Raw genomic sequence first — 16,786 nt, forward strand, 5'->3', positions numbered from 1 at the left:
GAGCCCGGGGCCGCGAGGCCTCGGCTTGTCACCGATCCATGCCGCAGTTCACCCACGATGTTTACACAGCCCACCCTGCCAACGACGCACCAGCCGAGCAGCCCCCGCCCGCGCAGCGTCGACCAGGAGAAGGCCCAATTGCACCGCCAGGTCAGGCGCCTGACCTCGGAAGTGACGGGGCTCGAGGAACAGCTGCAGGCCATGCGCCAGTCGACCAGCTGGCGGTTCTCGGCGCCCTTGCGCTGGCTGAGCCGGCGACTGGGGCGGAAACCGGCACCGGGCCCGGCCTCATCGAGGAGCGACCAGAGCTACGCCGAATGGATTCGTCCGTATGACGCACCGCCCCCCGGGATGCCGGATCCCTTCTGCGCCCGCAGGACCGGCCAGCTCGTGCGGCCTTCGCTTTCGATCGTGCTTGCAGCGAGCACGGACCAGATGCCCGTCCTGGCGCCGTCGATCGACGCCATCCTGGCCCAGGACCCCCATGCGGAGCTTTTCCATCACGAATCTGCGACGCGAGGACCCGATGCGTCGTCGGCAAAGCGCCAGCGCTTCGACCGGGAGCAGGACTACATGCGGTCGAAATGGCCTGAACTGATCGCCGACGACCCCGCCTACAACCCCAACCTCACGGCCCATGCCGAGGATTTCGGCCTGGCCTGGCCGCCTCGCGTGCCCTGGATCGCCGGCGCCGCAGCCCCATGACCCTCTCCGTCTCCGTCGCCCTCTGCACCCACAACGGCGCCCGATTCGTCGGCGAGCAGGTCCGCAGCATCTGCCTGCAATCCCTGCCTCCGGCCGACATCGTCTTGTCCGACGACGCCTCCAACGACGGCTGCGTCGAGCTGGCGCAGAACGCCCTCGAGGCCTGCCTGCGCGAGCGCCCGGGCCTGGCGATCGGCTTTCGCGCGATCCGCAACGTGCCCGCCCTGCGGGTCACCAAGAACTTCGAGCAGGCCGTGCGCGCCTGCACCGGCGACCTGATCGCCCTCAGCGACCAGGACGATGTCTGGCATCCCGACCGCCTCGCGCGGATGGTGGCCCCGTTCGACCGGCGCCCCGACCTGCTGCTGCTGCACAGCGACGCCCGGCTGGTCGACGACGACCTGAAGGAGCTCGGGCTGTCGCTGTTCCATGCGCTGGAGGTCAAGCCCTTCGAACGGGCCTGGATCCACGAGGGTCGCGCCTTCGACGTCTTCCTGCGCCGCAATCTGGTCACCGGCGCGACCACCTTGTTCCGGCGCTCCCTGCTCGCGCAGGCGCTGGACTTCCCGAAGGAGTGGCTGCACGACGAGTGGCTGGGCATCGTCGCCTCGGCGATCGGCCGGGTCGACGTGCTCGAGGACGCGCTGATCGACTATCGCCAGCACGAAAGCAACCAGATCGGCGCGCGCCGCGATTCCTTCACGGAAAAGGTCAGGAAAGCCCTGGCCTCGCGCGGCTCCACGCACCAGGAGCGGGCCCTGAAGGCCCAACTCCTGCTCGAGCGGCTGCTTTCCCTGGGCGACCAGGTGGCTCCGGATACCATCCAGAAGCTGCGCGACAAGCTGGAACACCAGCGCTTCCGGGCCGCGCTGCCGGCGTCACGCGTGGCGCGCTGCCTGCCGGTGCTGCGCGAAGCCATGACCGGCCGCTACGAAAAGTTCGGCCGCGGCACGCGCGGCGTCGTCCGCGACCTGTTCGAATCCGTCTGAGACCGCCCGAAGAATCACCCCGCCTCGCCGAATGCCCGACAACAACGAATCCACCCCCGCCGCCCGGCCTTCGGTCGTCGTCGTCATCCCGTTCTACAACGGCGCCGACTTCATCGTTCGAGCCTTCGACGCTGCGACCAAGCTGCCCGTGATCCGGGGCTTTTGGAGGCGCTGCCGCGCCGCAGCCTAGGATGAAACACCCCCGAAGCGCCTGCGGCGCCCCGAGCCGCTGCCAGAGGCAGCGGCTCTTCGGGTCCGTCCAAGCCTGCGCAGGCAGGCTTGGAGCCGCGGACCTCAGCCCCTCGAGGGGGCGATACCAGCGGCCCGGCAAAGCCGGTTCCGCGGTATCCCTGGCATTTGGCTGCGCCGGTTTCATGCGTCGCGGGTCACGCGATCACGTGGTGGAGCACTGATATGTCTGCCGCTTCAATGCTTGCCGCGCGGGCCCGTCGTGTTTGGCGGATGGTCCAGGTCCTGCCTGCTGCGGTCTACAAGGGCGGCGGCGTGACCGGCATGCTGGGGCGGACCTGGCTGATCTTCAGGCAGTCGGGCTTGCGAGGTCTGAAAACCTCGTTTGGCATCCTCTTGCGCGGCGAAGGTCCTCCTCGCATGGCAGATGCCGGGACGCTGGATCGCAAGCACTACGGCGAGTGGGTGAAGCGCTACGACACGACGACGGACGGACTCCGCGCCCTGATGAGGCAGCGCATCGCGACCATGGGCCGTACACCTCTGATATCGGTCGTCATGCCGGTCTTCGATGCCGACGCGGCGTGGCTGCGCGAGGCGATCGAATCCGTGCGCCGGCAGATCTACCCGTGCTGGGAGCTGTGCATTGCCGACGACGCATCGCCCTCGGAAGCGACCCGTGCATTGCTGAGCGAATACGCTGCGCTCGACTCACGCATCAAGGTGGTATTCAGGCCGCGGAATGGGCATATTTCCGCGGCGTCGAACAGTGCGCTCGAATTGGCCAGCGGGCCGTGGATTGCACTGATGGATCACGACGACGTGCTGGCCGAGCATGCCCTTTTCTGGCTGGCCGATGCGATCGATCGCCATCCGGAAGCGCGCCTGATCTATTCCGACGAAGACAAGATCGACGGTCAGGGCGTGCGGTCGGCGCCCAACTTCAAGCCTGACTGGAACCTCGATCTGTTCTTGTCGCAGAACATGTTCTCGCACTTGGGGGCCTTCCGCACCGACCTGGTCCGGGCGTTGGGCGGCTTCAGGGAAGGGCTCGAGGGCGCGCAGGACTATGACCTCGTCCTGCGCTGCATCGAGCGTGCCGCACCAGGACAGGTGCATCACATCCCGAGGGTGCTTTATCACTGGCGTGTGCATGAAGCGAGCACGGCGACGTCGATGCAGGCCAAGCCCTATGCGCAGCAGGCGGGCGTGCGCGCGCTGAACGAGCACTTCGTGCGCACGGGAGTGCGCGGGCATGTGGCGTACACCCCCGACGGCTATCGGGCCCACTACGATCTGCCTGATCCGCCACCGCTGGTGTCGCTCGTCATTCCGACGCGAAACGCTGCGGCACTGGTGAGGCAGTGCATCGAGAGCATCCAGCGGAAGACGAGCTATCCGCGCTACGAGATCATTCTGGTCGACAACGGATCGGATGACCCGGTTGCGCTCGACTACTTCCGCCAACTCGAAGAGCAGCCGGGCATTCGCGTCGTTCGCGACGACAGGCCGTTCAACTATTCGGCGCTCAACAATGAGGCTGTCGAACTGGCAAGCGGCGAGTTCGTTGGACTGATCAACAATGACATCGAGGTGATATCGCCCGATTGGCTCTCGGAGATGGTCGGGCTGGCGCTCCAGCCCGGGGTGGGCGCGGTGGGTGCACGGCTCTGGTATTCGGACATGCGGCTCCAGCATGGCGGGGTGATTCTGGGGATCGGCGGCGTCGCTGGCCACTCTCACAAGCGGTCCCAGGCGGGTGATCCGGGTCATTTTCAGCGGGCCGCTCTGATTCAGTCCCTGTCTGCCGTCACTGCGGCGTGCATGGTGGTGCGCAAGGAGATATACCAGTCGGTGGGTGGTCTCGACGAGAAGAATCTGAAGGTCGCGTACAACGACATCGATTTCTGTTTGCGTGTGCGTGAGGCCGGCTATCGCAACGTGTGGACGCCGTATGCGGAGCTGTTTCACCATGAGTCGGCGACCCGCGGCGATGACGCAGCCCCCGAAAAGAAGGCGCGCCACGATGGCGAGCTGCGATACGTGCTGGAGCGCTGGGGCAAGGCATTGCGGGAAGACCCTGCCTACAGCCCGAATCTCACGCTCGATTTCGAGGATTTCAGCTACGCATGGCCGCCGCGCCTGGCCCCGCTCGAGTCACCCACCAACCTTCGGTAGCGCCAAAAGGTCTTCGACCCCCACACTTTCAGCAGGCTGGTCACGTGCCAGTACAGGTGCCTGCGGCTGCTGCGGCTGGCGCGCCGCGCATCGTGCAGGGCCAGCAGGTCCTCGGCCACCTGCAGCTTCCAGCCGGCAAGCTGGGTCCGGGCGCAGATGTCGAAATCTTCCCCATACATGAAGAAGCGCTCGTCGAAGCCGCCGATCCGGCGGTAGGCCTCGCTGCGAAAGAGCATGAAGAGCCCCGGAATCCAGTGCGGCACGGCCGGGCGGACGTAGCCTGGACGCCGGCGCACCAGGATCTCGTGCGGCGTGATGATCGCCCGGTGCTGCTCGGGCTCGGCCTTGCCCGGCTCGAGGATGCGCGGCGTCAGCAGGCCGGCGTCCGGACGCGCCTGCGCCACCAGCGGCGCCAGGATGTCGCGGTCGAAGCGGATGTCCGGGTTGAGCACCAGGAACCACGGCGTCGCGCAGCGCTCGAAGGCCTGGTTGTGGTTGGCGCCGAAGCCCTTGGGCGCCGGGTTCTCGATCCGTTCGACCTCGAAACCCCACGCCAGGTCCGCCAGCGCGTCGGGCTCGGGGATGTTGATCGTCAGCACCACCTTGGCGACCGTGCCGCGGCTGAAGCGGTCGAGCTCCTCCATCAGGGGGCGCACGAGGTCGAGCTGGCCGTGGCTCACGATCGACACCGTGAGGGAGGCAGGAGGGGGAGGGGTCATCGGCATGGTCTAATTTCGCTCGGGAATTCTAGGGTTCCCGCCAACACCCCATGATTGCCCTGATCGTCATCAGTTTCCTCCTCTCCGCCTTCGCCGTGCAGGTGTTCATGCGCCGCGCCCGCCGGCACGCCCGGCGCTATGCCGCGGACATGCCGCAGCGCTTCCACAAGGGCCACGTGCCCCGGCTGGGAGGGGCCGGCATCTTCATCGGCACCGGCGTGGCCTGGTTGGTCGCCGGCCTCGGCCCGGATCCGTTCAATGTCTCCTGGCCGCTCAAGGCTTCGGCGCTGACGCTGCTGTGCATCGCCCCGGCGGTGCTGGGCGGGATCATCGAGGACGTGACCCAGCGGGTCTCGGTGCGCTACCGGCTCGGGCTCACGATCGGTTCCGCGCTGCTGCTGTGCTGGGTGCTGAACCTCGGCCTGGCGCGCGTCGGCATTCCGGTCGTCGATGGCTGGCTGCAGGCCATGCCCTATGCGGCGATGCTGTTCGCGGCGCTGGCCATCGGCGGCCTGCCGCATGCCTTCAACATCATCGACGGCTACAACGGCCTGGCCGGCACGGTGGCGGTGCTGGTCTGCCTGGCGATCTCCCACGTCGCGCTGCAGGTCGGCGACCGCCAGCTGGCGGCCATGATGATCTGCCTGGTCGGCGCCACGCTGGGCTTCCTGATCTGGAACTATCCGCGCGGCAAGATCTTCGCCGGAGACGGCGGTGCCTACGTCTGGGGCATGGTGATCGCTGTGGCCGCGGTCACGCTGGTGCAAAGGCACCGGGTGGTGTCGCCCTGGTTCCCGATGCTGCTGCTGATCTACCCCGTGTGGGAGACCGTGTTCTCGATCTACCGCAAGGTGGCGCGCGGCCAGTCGCCGGGCGATGCCGACGCGCTGCATTTCCACCAGCTGATCTTCCGCCGCATCGTCCGCGTGGCCTTTGCCGACGACGAGGCGCGGCAGCTGCTTGCGCGCAACAACCGCACTTCGCCCTACCTGTGGATCTTCGCGGCGCTGACCGTGGTGCCGGCGGTGCTGTTCTGGAACAACACGCTGGTGCTGATGGCCTTCTGTGCCCTGTTCGTCGCCACCTACGTGGCGGCTTATCTGATGATCGTGCGCTTCAAGGTGCCTCGCTGGCTGCGGCCCTGACTGTTGCTCGCCCCCAGGTCGGGCTCACTGCGTGTAGCCCTCCTCGAGTCGCTGCCAGAGGCAGCGGCTCTTCGGGCCGTCCAAGCCTGCGCAGGCAGGCTTGGAGCCGCGGCCCTCAGCCCCCTGCCGGGGGCAACACCAGCGGCCTGGCAAAGCCGGTTCCGCGGTGTTTCACCAACGGGCCTGGCTGCGCCGGCCGGGTGGCGTGGAGTTCCGCCACAATCCAGGTTCTGCTCTTTCCATCGCTCTGACATGACCGATCCTGTCCTGAACATCCCCCCGCGCGACAAGGCCGAGATCCTGGCCCAGGCGCTGCCCTACATCCGCAAGTTCCACGGCAAGACCATCGTCATCAAGTACGGCGGCAATGCCATGACCGACCCCGAGCTGCAGGCCGACTTCGCCGAAGACGTGGTGCTGCTGAAGCTGGTCGGCATGAATCCGGTGGTGGTGCATGGCGGCGGCCCGCAGATCGAGGCGGCGCTCAAGCGGCTCGGCAAGACCGGCCATTTCATCCAGGGCATGCGCGTGACCGACTCCGAGACCATGGAGGTGGTCGAGTGGGTGCTGGCCGGCGAGGTGCAGCAGGACATCGTGGGCCTGATCAACCAGGCCGGCGGCAAGGCGGTGGGCCTGACCGGGCGCGACGGCGGCCTGATCCGGGCCCAGAAGCTCAAGATGGCCGACCGCAACGACCCCAACCTGCACCACGACGTCGGCCAGGTCGGCGACATCGTCTCGATCGACCCGAGCGTGGTCAAGGCGCTGCAGGACGACGCCTTCATCCCGGTGGTCAGCCCGATCGGCTTCGGCGAGGAGAACGAGAGCTACAACATCAATGCCGACGTCGTCGCCGGCAAGCTGGCGACCGTGCTGAAGGCCGAGAAGCTCATGATGCTGACCAACACGCCCGGCGTGCTCGACAAGAACGGCAATCTGCTGACCGACCTGAGCGCGCGCGAGATCGACGAGCTGTTCGCCGACGGCACCATCTCCGGCGGCATGCTGCCGAAGATCGAAGGCGCGCTCGATGCCGCCAAGAGCGGCGTCAACGCGGTCCACATCATCGACGGCCGGGTGCCCCACTCGATGCTGCTGGAAATCCTGACCGACCAGGCCTACGGCACCATGATCCGGGCCCGCTGAGCGCCTGAGCTAGCGGTCATACCCCCGGGGGTTGGCCTGCTGCCAGCGCCAGCTGTCGGCGCACATCTGGTCGAGACTGCGCTTGGCCTTCCAGCCTAGCGTGGCCTCGGCCAGCGCCGGATCGCCCCAATAGGCCGGGACGTCGCCGGGGCGCCGCGGGCCGATCTCGCAGGCGATGCGCCGGCCGCTCGCCCGCTCGAAGGCCTTCACCACCTCGAGCACCGATGCGCCCTGGCCGGTGCCGAGATTGAGGGCGGCGAGCCCCGGCTGCCGTTCGGCGTGCCGCAGCGCCGCCACATGGCCTTCGGCCAGGTCCATCACGTGGACGTAGTCGCGCACGCCGGTGCCGTCGGGGGTCGGATAGTCGCCGCCATGGACCGCGAGCTTGTCGCGCAGGCCCACCGCGACCTGGCAGACGAAGGGCATCAGGTTGTTCGGCCGGCCCTGCGGGTGCTCCCCGATCAGCCCGCTTTCGTGGGCACCCACGGGATTGAAATAGCGCAGCAGCGAGATCCGCCAGCGTGGGTCCGAGCGCTGCAGGTCGCCCAGCGCCTCCTCGACCATCAGCTTCGAGCGCCCGTACGGGTTGGCCGGCCGGCGCGGCGCGTCTTCCGGAATCGGCGAATGATCGGGCTCGCCGTAGACCGTGGCCGAGGACGAGAAGATCAGCGTGCGCACCTCGGCAGCCTGCATCGCCGCCGCCAGCACGAAGCTGCCGTGCACGTTGTTGTCGTAGTAGCTGATCGGGTCGGCCACCGAATCGCCGACCGCCTTCAGGCCGGCGACATGGATCACGCCGGCGATCGGCTGTTCGGCAAACAGCCGGTCCAGCAAGGCGCGGTCGCGCACATCGCCTTCGATGAAGCGAGGCGCTTCGCCGCTGATGCGCGCCAGCCGGTCGAAGACGCGGACGTCGCTGTTTCCCAGGTTGTCGAGCACCAGGGGCGCATACCCTGCGGCAGCCAGCGCCACGCAGATGTGGCTGCCGATGAATCCGGCGCCTCCGGTCACGAGAATCGTTGGGGTCATGGTCTGTCTTGGCGTTGGAACGTGAAATCATTGTCGATTCTGCGCGACAGGCAGGGCTTGTCCGGTTGGCGCGCGCTAACGTCCCTGTGCGAGAATCAATTTTTTACATTTTGCACGCGCCCATGCAGAACGACGAGCCGAGCGCCCTTGGCGCCACAAGCAGTTCAGAACCGGTGGCCGTACCGGCGCGCAAACGCCCCAAGCCGGGCGAACGGCGCGTGCAGATCCTCCAGGCCCTGGCGGCCATGCTCGAGCAGCCGGGGGCCGAGCGTGTCACCACGGCGGCCCTGGCCGCCAGGCTCGAGGTCAGCGAGGCCGCCCTCTATCGCCATTTCGCCAGCAAGGCACAGATGTTCGAGGGCCTGATCGACTTCATCGAGCAGAGCGTGTTCACGCTGGTGAACCAGATCGTCGAGCGCGACGCCCCGGGCCACGAGCAGGCGGCGCGCATTGTCGCGATGCTGGTCCAGTTCGCCGAGAAGAATCCGGGCATGACTCGCGTCATGGTGGGCGATGCGCTGGTGTTCGAGAACGAGCGCCTGCAGAGCCGCATGAACCAGTTCTTCGACAAGATCGAGGCGACCCTGCGCCAGTCGCTGCGCGACGCGGCGGCGGGCGATGGCTCGGCGACACCGAGCGTCGACGCCCAGGTGCGGGCTTCGGCGCTGACGGCCTTCGTGGTCGGGCGGCTGCAGCGCTTCGCGCGCTCGGGCTTCCGGCGCGCCCCGTCGGAGCACCTCGACGCCGCCGTGGCGCTGATGCTCTGACGCGAGCCATCTGGCCGAGCGCCCGTTGGCGCGCACTATGGTTGGCATAAAGGGTATCTATTCCCGCGAGGGCCGCTTCTGCCACAAAATCGATCTCCTTCCCTGTCATCGCACAACGTAGGAGATCCACATGGAAAACCAGAAGACCGAAGCCAAGTGTCCGTTCACCGAGGCCGCAGGCGATGGCGCCACGAACCGCGACTGGTGGCCCAAGCAGTTGCGCCTGGATCTGCTCCATCAGCATTCGTCGAAATCCGACCCCATGGGCGGAGACTTCGATTACGCCGCGGCGTTCAAAAGCCTCGACCTGGCTGCGGTGAAAAAGGACCTCGCCGCCTTGATGACGGACTCGCAGGACTGGTGGCCGGCGGACTTCGGGCACTACGGCCCGCTGTTCATCCGCATGGCGTGGCACAGCGCCGGCACCTACCGCACCGGCGACGGACGAGGAGGCGGCGGCCGCGGCCAGCAGCGCTTCGCGCCGCTGAACAGCTGGCCGGACAACGTGAGCCTCGACAAGGCGCGGCGCCTTCTCTGGCCGATCAAGCAGAAGTACGGCAAGAAGATTTCGTGGGCCGACCTGATGATTCTCGCGGGCAATGTCGCACTGGAAACCATGGGCTTCAAGACCTTCGGCTTCGGCGGCGGCCGCCCCGACGTGTGGGAGCCGGATCAGGATGTGTACTGGGGTCGCGAGACGACCTGGCTGGGCGGCGACCTGCGCTACGCCCACGGCCCGGAAGATGTCGAGGAGGAAGGCCGGAAGCTGGAGAACCCGCTCGCCGCCGTGCAGATGGGGCTGATCTACGTCAATCCTGAAGGTCCGGACGGCAACCCCGATCCGATCGCCGCAGCCTATGACATCCGGGAGACCTTCGCTCGCATGGCGATGGACGACGAAGAGACCGTGGCGCTGATCGTCGGCGGCCACAGCTTCGGCAAGACCCATGGCGCCGCGCCGGCGACCCATGTCTCGCACGTGCCCGAGGCGGCCGGTCTCGAGGACCAGGGCCTCGGCTGGAAGAACAGCTTCGGCACCGGCAAGGGCGGCGATACGATCAGCAGCGGCCTCGAAGTGACATGGACCACCACGCCGACGAAGTGGAGCAACAACTTCCTCGAGAACCTGTTCGGCTTCGAGTGGGAGTTGACCAAGAGTCCTGCAGGCGCGCACCAGTGGGTGGCCAAGGGCGGCGCCGGTGCCGGCACCATTCCGGACGCGCACGATTCTTCCAAGCGCCGCGCGCCGACCATGCTGACCACCGATCTTTCGTTGCGCATGGACCCGGCTTACGAGAAGATTTCGCGGCGCTTCCTTGCGAATCCCGCTCAGCTCGCCGATGCCTTCGCGCGCGCCTGGTTCAAGCTCACCCACCGTGACATGGGGCCGCGCGCCCGCTACCTCGGGCCGGAGGTACCTGCCGAAGAACTCATCTGGCAGGACCCGATTCCCGCGGTCGACCATCCCCTGGTCGACGCGCAGGATGTCGAGTCCCTCAAGAAGAAGGTGCTGGCCTCGGGCCTCACCCCTGCGCAGCTCGTCTCGACGGCCTGGGCGTCGGCATCCACATTCCGCGGCTCCGACAAGCGGGGCGGCGCGAACGGCGCGCGGATCCGTCTCGCGCCGCAGAAGGATTGGGCCGTCAATCAGCCGGAGCAGCTGGCGAAGGTCCTGCAGACGCTCGAGGGCATCCGCAGCGATTTCAACGCCGCGCAGACTGGCGGCAAAAAGGTGTCTCTCGCCGACCTGATCGTCCTGGCCGGTGGCGCGGGCGTGGAGAAAGCGGCCCGCGACGCCGGCCGCGAGGTCAAGGTGCCCTTCACGCCGGGGCGCGAGGACGCCTCGCAGGCGCAAACCGACGAGCTCTCCTTCGCGCCGCTGGAACCGTATGCGGATGGCTTCCGCAACTACGTGAAGGCGCGTTTCAGCGTGCCCGCGGAGGCGCTGCTGGTCGACAAGGCGCAGTTGCTGACGCTGACGGCGCCCGAGATGACGGTGCTCGTCGGTGGCCTGCGCGTGCTCGATGCCAACTTCGGGCAGACCCGGCACGGCGTCTTCACCCGGAAGCCGGGCACGTTGAGCAACGACTTCTTCGTCAACCTGCTCGACATGGGCACGGAGTGGAAGTCGGTCTCGGACGCCAAGGACCAGTTCGAAGGACGCGACCGCAAGACCGGCGAACTCAAGTGGACCGCGACGCGCGTCGACCTGGTCTTCGGGTCGAACGCGCAACTGCGCGCCCTCGCCGAGGTCTACGCCAGCTCGGATGCGCAGCAGAAGTTCGTCGACGACTTCGTGGCGGCGTGGACCAAGGTGATGAATCTCGACCGCTTCGACATCGCCTGAGCCGGCCGGCGCCAGGCCGGCGCCGGGCCGCCCCAAGGCGGCCTGCGGCCCCCTCGGGGGGCAGCGACCCACACGCAGTGGGGGAGCGTGGGGGCCTACTAAAGCATGCCCTTGGCCTGCTTTAGGACGAAATCGCAGGCCTTGCGCGTGACTTTCTGCTTCAGGCCGCCGCCGGTCAGGTCCATCTTCTTGCCATCGGCGCCGGTCAGGATGCCTTGCGAGCCGTCGACGTAGCCGGGGTCCGAGGCCGGCTTGCCGCCCGGGATCTTGCCCATCAGCTGGTCCTTGATGCCCGAGGCGCCGTCGGCGCTCAGGTAGTTGTTCTTGAGGCAGTACTCGATCACGCCGGCCGCGTTGCCGATGCTGCCCGCGGACATCGAGCCGGTCGCGCCGCCGGCCAGGCCCTTGAGCATGTCGAGCGACTGGGCCTGCGCGAAGCCCGCGCTGCCGAGCAGCAGGGCGATCGCGCTGACGCGCATGAAACGTTGTCGGAGGGGGTTCATGTCGGCTCCTCGTGCTTCGAGAATGGTTGGGGAAACCATAGCGCAAGCCCGCGGCCCTGCCGCGACGACATTGAAACAGTTGGTGGTCGCCGTGCTCAGGCGACCGTGACCCCGACCTTGCGTCCCGCCTCCACGATCTCCCCCCAGGTCGCGTCGTCGAGCCAGATGCCCTCGCGTTCGCGGGTCGCGCGGGCCTTGCGCTCGGGTTCGCCCGCGATCCGCACCGCGTCGAAGCCGGCACCCGGCGGGCTCTGGCGCAGCCAGTCGACGAAGGCCTTGGCCTCCAGTTCGAAGCTCGCCTGCGTGCCCAGCTTCGCCGGGTCGATCAGCACCACCAGCATGCCGTTGAGCACCGTGCGCGCCGTGTCGGCCGGCCGGTGCCAGGTGCCACCGCCGGTCAGCGCGCCGCCGAGCAGTTCGCAGGCCACGGCCATGCCGTAGCCCTTGTGCTCGCCGAAGGTCATCAGGGCGCCGAACAAGCCGTTGCTTTGCGGCACGACCACCACGCCGGGGTCGTCGGTCGGTGCGCCGTGCTCGTCGATCAGGTGGCCCGGCGGCACGCGCTCGCCCTTGTTGTAGGCCACCCGCATCTTGCCCTGCGCCACGCGGCTGGTCGCGAAGTCGAGGATGAAAGGCTCGGCCCCGGCGAGCGGCACGCCGATGCAGCAGGGGTTGGTGCCGAAGCGCCCGTCGCCGCCGCCCCAGGGCGCGACCACGGGCCGCGACAGCACGTTGACGAAGTGCATCGCCACCAGCCCCTCGGCCACTGCCATCTCGGCGAAGTGGCCGATGCGGCCGAGGTGGTGCGCGCTGGCCAGCGACAGGATGCAGCTGCCGTGCTGCCGGGCCCGCGCGATGCCGAGCGCCATCGCCTGCACGCCGACGATCTGCCCGTAGCCGTGCTGGCCGTCGAGCGCCAGCATGGCGCCGGTGTCCAGGTTGATCTTGACGGCCGCGTTCGGGACCAGCCCGCCTTCGGCCACCGCATCGACATAGCGCGGCAGCATGCCGACGCCATGCGAATCGTGGCCGCTCAGGTTGGCGAGCACCAGGTTGGCGGCGACCTGCCCGGCCTCGGCCGGCGTGCTGCCGGCCGCCTCGAGGATGCGGGCGACCTGGGTCCGCAGGAAGGCGGCTTGCAGTGTTTGCGACATGTGAATCAAACTCCCTTGGCGTTGACGGTGATGGCGTAGAGCGAACTGGTGGCGCAGATGAAGAGGCGGTTGCGCTTCGGGCCGCCGAAGCAGACGTTGGCCACGCGCTCGGGCAGCAGGATCTTGCCGATCAGGCTGCCGTCGGGATCGTAGACATGCACGCCATCGGCGGCGCTGGTCCAGATGCGGCCCTGGGTGTCGAGCCGGAAGCCGTCGAACAGGCCGCGCGTGCATTCCGCGAACAGGCTGCCGCCGCCCAGCCGCCGGCCATCGCCCGAGACCGTGAAGCGGCGGATGTGGCGCGGCCCGTCGTCCGCATGGCTGGCGCCGGTGTCGGCGATGTAGAGCATCGATTCGTCGGGCGAGAAGGCCAGCCCGTTGGGCTTGACGAAATCGTCGGCGACGCGCTCGACCGCGCCGCTCGCGGGATCGATGCGATAGACGTTGCAGCCGCCGATCTCGCTCTCGGCGCGCAATCCTTCGTAGTCGCTCAGGATGCCGTAGCTCGGGTCGGTGAACCAGATGCCGCCGTCGGAGTGCACCACGACGTCGTTGGGCGAGTTCAGGCGCAAGCCCCGCCAGTGCGAGGCCAGCACCGTGACGCTGCCGTCGTGCTCGGTGCGCGTCACGCGCCGTGTCAGGTGCTCGCAGGTCACGAGCCGGCCTTGCCGGTCGACCGTGTTGCCGTTCGAGTTGTCGGCCGGTTCGCGGAACACCGCGACCGTGCCGTTGCGCTCGTCGAGCCGCAGCATGCGGTTGTTCGGGATGTCGGACCAGACCAGCGTGCGATGGGCGCCGAACCAGGCGGGCCCTTCGCACCACCGGGCGCCGGTCCAGAGCCGCTCGACCTTCTCGGGCCCGGGCACCAGGCGGTTGAAGCGCGGATCGAGTTTCTCGATGCCGGTGCCTTCGAGCGTGCCGAATGGCGCTTGATGGGATGAGGCCATCGCGCTACATCACCGCGCCGACTTGCCAGGGCACGAACTCGTTCTGTCCGTAGCCGTGGCGTTCGCTCTTCGACGGTTCACCCGATGCGGTCGCCAGCACCAGCTCGAAGATGCGCTGGCCCATCTCCTGGATCGACACCGTGCCCTCGACGATCTCGCCGCAGTTGATGTCCATGTCCTCTTCCTGGCGCTGCCACAGCGCCGAGTTGGTGGCGAGCTTGAGCGAGGGGGAGGGCGCGCAGCCATAGGCCGAGCCGCGGCCGGTGGTGAAGCAGATGATGTTGGCGCCGCCCGCCACCTGGCCGGTGGCGCTGACCGGGTCGTAGCCCGGCGTGTCCATGTAGACGAAGCCGTGCGCGGTCACGGGCTCGGCGTACTCGTACACCGCCTCGAGGTTGCTGGTGCCGCCCTTGGCCACCGCGCCGAGGGACTTCTCGAGGATGGTCGTGAGCCCGCCGGCCTTGTTGCCGGGGGAGGGGTTGTTGTTCATCTCGCCCTCGTTGATGGCCGTGTAGTGCTCCCACCAGCGGATCCGCTCGACCAGCTTCTCGCCGACCTCGCGCCGCACGGCGCGGCGCGTCAGCAGGTGCTCGGCGCCGTAGACCTCGGGCGTCTCCGACAGGATCGCGGTGCCGCCGTGCGCCACCAGCAGGTCGACCGCCGCGCCCAGCGCCGGGTTGGCGCTGATGCCCGAATAGCCGTCCGAGCCGCCGCACTGCAGCCCGATCGTGATATGGGCCGCGCTCAGGGGCTCGCGCTTCACGGCGTTGGCCCTCGGCAGCATCTCGTTGATCAGCGCCACGCCTTTCTCCACCGTCTTGCGCGTGCCGCCGGTGTCCTGGATGTTGAAGACGCGGAAGTTCTCGCCTTCGCTCAGGTGGCCGGTGGCCAGCCAGGCGTTGATCTGGTTGGCCTCGCAGCCGAGCCCGACCACCAGCACGGCCGCGAAGTTGGGATGCGTGGCGTAGCCCGTGAGCGTGCGCTCGAGCAGCTGCATCCCCATGCCGCCGGTGTCCATGCCGCAGCCGGTGCCGTGCGTGAGCGCCACCACGCCGTCGACATTCGGATAGTCGGCCAGCGCCGCCGGGTGGGTCTGGCGCGAGAAGTGGTCGGCGATGGCGCGCGCCGCGGTGGCCGAGCAGTTGACGCTGGTCAGCACGCCGATGTAGTTGCGCGTCGCGACGCGGCCGTCGGCCCGCTTGATGCCCATGAAGGTGGCCTCGCGTTTCGGTGGCGGCGCTTTCACGTCGGCGCCGAAGGCGTAGTCGCGCTCGAAGTGGCCCTTGTCCGGCCCCATGTCGAGGTTGTGCGTGTGCACGTGCTCGCCGGGCGCGATCGGCTTGCTCGCGAAGCCGATGATCTGGTTGTAGCGGCGCACCGGCTCGCCCTCGGCGATGGCGCGCACCGCGATCTTGTGGCCGGGCGGGATCAGGCCGCGCGCCGTCACGCCCTCGACCGGCGTGCCGCCGACCAGCTGGCCGCGCGCGATGACGACATCGTCGGCGGGATGGAGTCGAATGAAGGGGTTCATCGTGGGGGTCCTTGTCTAGAAGAACATTCTCGGCAGCCACAGTACCAGCGACGGCATGTAGGTGATGATGGCCAGGCTCAGCATCAGCGGCACCAGCCACGGCAGGATCGCCATGGTGGTGCGCTCGAAGCTCAGGCCCGCGACCCGCGCGAGCACGAACAGCACCATCCCCATCGGCGGGTGCAGCAGCCCGATCATGAGGTTGAGCACCATCACCAGGCCGAAGTGGATCGGGTCGACGCCCAGGTGGGTGGCGATCGGAAGCAGGATCGGCACCAGGATCGTGATCGCCGCGGTGGGCTCCAGGAAGCAGCCGACGAACAGCATCAGCAGGTTGGCCAGCAGCAGGAAGACCCAGGCCTTGTCGGTGAAGCCCAGCACCCAGCTCGCGATCTCCGCGGTGACGCCGGTCGCGGTCAGCATCCAGCCGAAGATCGAGGCGGCGGCGACGATGAACAGCACGGTCGAGGTGGTCTCGATGGTGTCGAGGCAGACCTTGACGAACATCTTCCAGGACAGGGTGCGGTACCAGGCGAAGCCGAGGATCATGGCCCAGACGCAGGCCGCGATCGCGCCCTCGGTCGGCGTGAAGAGCCCGGTGGTCATGCCGCCGATCAGCAGCACCGGCGTCATGATCGGCAGCAGCGCCTCGAAGCGGAAGATCCGGTCGAGCACGAACAGCGCGGCCAGCCCGGCGAAGACCGTGATCTGCGGCGGCGTGCCCAGCCAGCTGATCGCCACCCACATCAGCAGCGGCCAGCCGATCACGACGGCCAGCTCGCTGAGCGCCTTGAACAGCCGCGTGCTCGAGAACTTGACGTCGCCGCCCCACTTGTTCTTGTGGGCGTAGTAGGCCACCGTGAGCATCATGAGGATCGCCATCATCGCGCCCGGCAGGATGCCGGCCAGGAACAGCGCGCCGACCGACACGTTGGCCATCATCCCGTAGATCACGAAGGGCAGGCTGGGCGGAATGATCGGCCCGAGCGTGGCCGAGGCGGCCGTGACGCCGACCGCGAACTCGGTGTCGTAGCCGTGCTCCTTCATGGCCTTGATCTCGATGGTGCCGAGGCCGGCGGCATCGGCGATCGCGGTGCCGCTCATGCCGGCGAAGATCACCGAGCCCAGCACGTTGACGTGGCCCAGGCCGCCCTTGAGCCAGCCCACCAGCGCCAGCGCGAAGTTGTAGATGCGGGTCGTGATGCCGGCGTTGTTCATCAGGTTGCCGGCCAGGATGAAGAAGGGCACAGCCAGCAGCGGGAAGCTGTCGATGCCGCTGACCATGCGATGGATCACGACGAAGGGCGGCAGGCCGCCCGACATCAGGATGTAGGCCAGCGAGGCGCCGGCCATGGCGATCGCGACCGGGATGCCGCCGGCCATGAAGACCAGGAAGAAGATCTTGAGCATGGGGGTCTTTATTGAGTCAGTGCGCAG

15 protein-coding genes are annotated in these 16,786 nt (G+C 67.9%); 8 read left to right on the forward strand and 7 right to left on the reverse strand.

From position 1 onward, the window contains the following. Window positions 1–57 precede the first annotated feature (57 nt). From AC1DYD_RS01815 to AC1DYD_RS01830, 4 genes are all read left to right on the forward strand, one after another. Complete coding sequence (locus tag AC1DYD_RS01815; RefSeq protein WP_478171024.1) at window positions 58–705, forward strand: hypothetical protein; 648 nt, start codon at window positions 58–60, stop codon at window positions 703–705. Then, on the forward strand, window positions 702–1,694 hold the full coding sequence (locus tag AC1DYD_RS01820) for a glycosyltransferase family 2 protein (protein WP_478171025.1): 993 nt from the start codon (window positions 702–704) through the stop codon (window positions 1,692–1,694). Before AC1DYD_RS01815 ends, AC1DYD_RS01820 begins: the two co-directional genes overlap by 4 nt. 31 nt (window positions 1,695–1,725) lie before the next feature. Further along, on the forward strand, window positions 1,726–1,884 hold the full coding sequence (locus AC1DYD_RS01825; protein ID WP_478171026.1) for a hypothetical protein: 159 nt from the start codon (window positions 1,726–1,728) through the stop codon (window positions 1,882–1,884). 224 nt (window positions 1,885–2,108) lie between these two features. Next, window positions 2,109–4,061: a glycosyltransferase family 2 protein gene (locus AC1DYD_RS01830; protein ID WP_478171027.1), complete on the forward strand. Its 1,953-nt coding sequence runs from the start codon at window positions 2,109–2,111 to the stop codon at window positions 4,059–4,061. On the opposite strand, the gene AC1DYD_RS01835 is transcribed toward AC1DYD_RS01830, so the two are convergent. Beyond that, window positions 4,007–4,786: a glycosyltransferase family 2 protein gene (locus tag AC1DYD_RS01835; RefSeq protein ID WP_478171028.1), complete on the reverse strand. Its 780-nt coding sequence runs from the start codon at window positions 4,784–4,786 to the stop codon at window positions 4,007–4,009. The genes AC1DYD_RS01830 and AC1DYD_RS01835 overlap by 55 nt on opposite strands. A gap of 44 nt (window positions 4,787–4,830) precedes the next feature. On the opposite strand from AC1DYD_RS01835, the gene AC1DYD_RS01840 reads away from it, so the two are divergent. Further along, window positions 4,831–5,925, forward strand: a complete 1,095-nt coding sequence (locus AC1DYD_RS01840) for a glycosyltransferase family 4 protein (protein WP_478171029.1) — start codon at window positions 4,831–4,833, stop codon at window positions 5,923–5,925. Window positions 5,926–6,177: 252 nt separating this feature from the next. Then, window positions 6,178–7,071 carry an acetylglutamate kinase gene (argB, locus tag AC1DYD_RS01845; protein ID WP_478171030.1) on the forward strand — a complete coding sequence of 298 codons (894 nt, stop codon included), beginning with the start codon at window positions 6,178–6,180 and terminating at the stop codon, window positions 7,069–7,071. Between the two features lie 9 nt (window positions 7,072–7,080). Here the strand turns inward: argB and galE are convergent, their stop codons facing one another. After that, window positions 7,081–8,100: a UDP-glucose 4-epimerase GalE gene (gene galE / locus AC1DYD_RS01850; protein ID WP_478171031.1), complete on the reverse strand. Its 1,020-nt coding sequence runs from the start codon at window positions 8,098–8,100 to the stop codon at window positions 7,081–7,083. Window positions 8,101–8,222: 122 nt separating this feature from the next. Between galE and slmA the strand changes: the two genes are divergently transcribed. Beyond that, window positions 8,223–8,867 carry a nucleoid occlusion factor SlmA gene (slmA, locus tag AC1DYD_RS01855; protein WP_478171032.1) on the forward strand — a complete coding sequence of 215 codons (645 nt, stop codon included), beginning with the start codon at window positions 8,223–8,225 and terminating at the stop codon, window positions 8,865–8,867. Between the two features lie 130 nt (window positions 8,868–8,997). Continuing rightward, on the forward strand, window positions 8,998–11,214 hold the full coding sequence (gene katG / locus AC1DYD_RS01860; protein WP_478171033.1) for a catalase/peroxidase HPI: 2,217 nt from the start codon (window positions 8,998–9,000) through the stop codon (window positions 11,212–11,214). A 98-nt stretch (window positions 11,215–11,312) separates the two neighbouring features. Here the strand turns inward: katG and AC1DYD_RS01865 are convergent, their stop codons facing one another. The 5 genes from AC1DYD_RS01865 to AC1DYD_RS01885 form a co-directional block, all read right to left on the reverse strand. Next, entirely contained in the window at window positions 11,313–11,717 is a 405-nt protein-coding gene (locus AC1DYD_RS01865) for a YjjA family protein (RefSeq protein WP_478171034.1), read from the reverse strand. A 95-nt stretch (window positions 11,718–11,812) separates the two neighbouring features. After that, window positions 11,813–12,871, reverse strand: a complete 1,059-nt coding sequence (locus AC1DYD_RS01870) for a malate/lactate/ureidoglycolate dehydrogenase (RefSeq protein WP_478171035.1) — start codon at window positions 12,869–12,871, stop codon at window positions 11,813–11,815. Between the two features lie 5 nt (window positions 12,872–12,876). Continuing rightward, window positions 12,877–13,818 (reverse strand): SMP-30/gluconolactonase/LRE family protein, encoded by a 942-nt coding sequence (locus AC1DYD_RS01875; protein WP_478171036.1) that lies wholly within the window; start codon window positions 13,816–13,818, stop codon window positions 12,877–12,879. Between the two features lie 4 nt (window positions 13,819–13,822). Further along, window positions 13,823–15,349 carry a UxaA family hydrolase gene (locus tag AC1DYD_RS01880; protein ID WP_478171037.1) on the reverse strand — a complete coding sequence of 509 codons (1,527 nt, stop codon included), beginning with the start codon at window positions 15,347–15,349 and terminating at the stop codon, window positions 13,823–13,825. A gap of 15 nt (window positions 15,350–15,364) precedes the next feature. After that, entirely contained in the window at window positions 15,365–16,759 is a 1,395-nt protein-coding gene (locus AC1DYD_RS01885) for a TRAP transporter large permease (RefSeq protein ID WP_478171038.1), read from the reverse strand. Window positions 16,760–16,786: the final 27 nt, after the last annotated feature.

This window comes from Variovorax sp. P4_B11, from assembly GCF_056402355.1.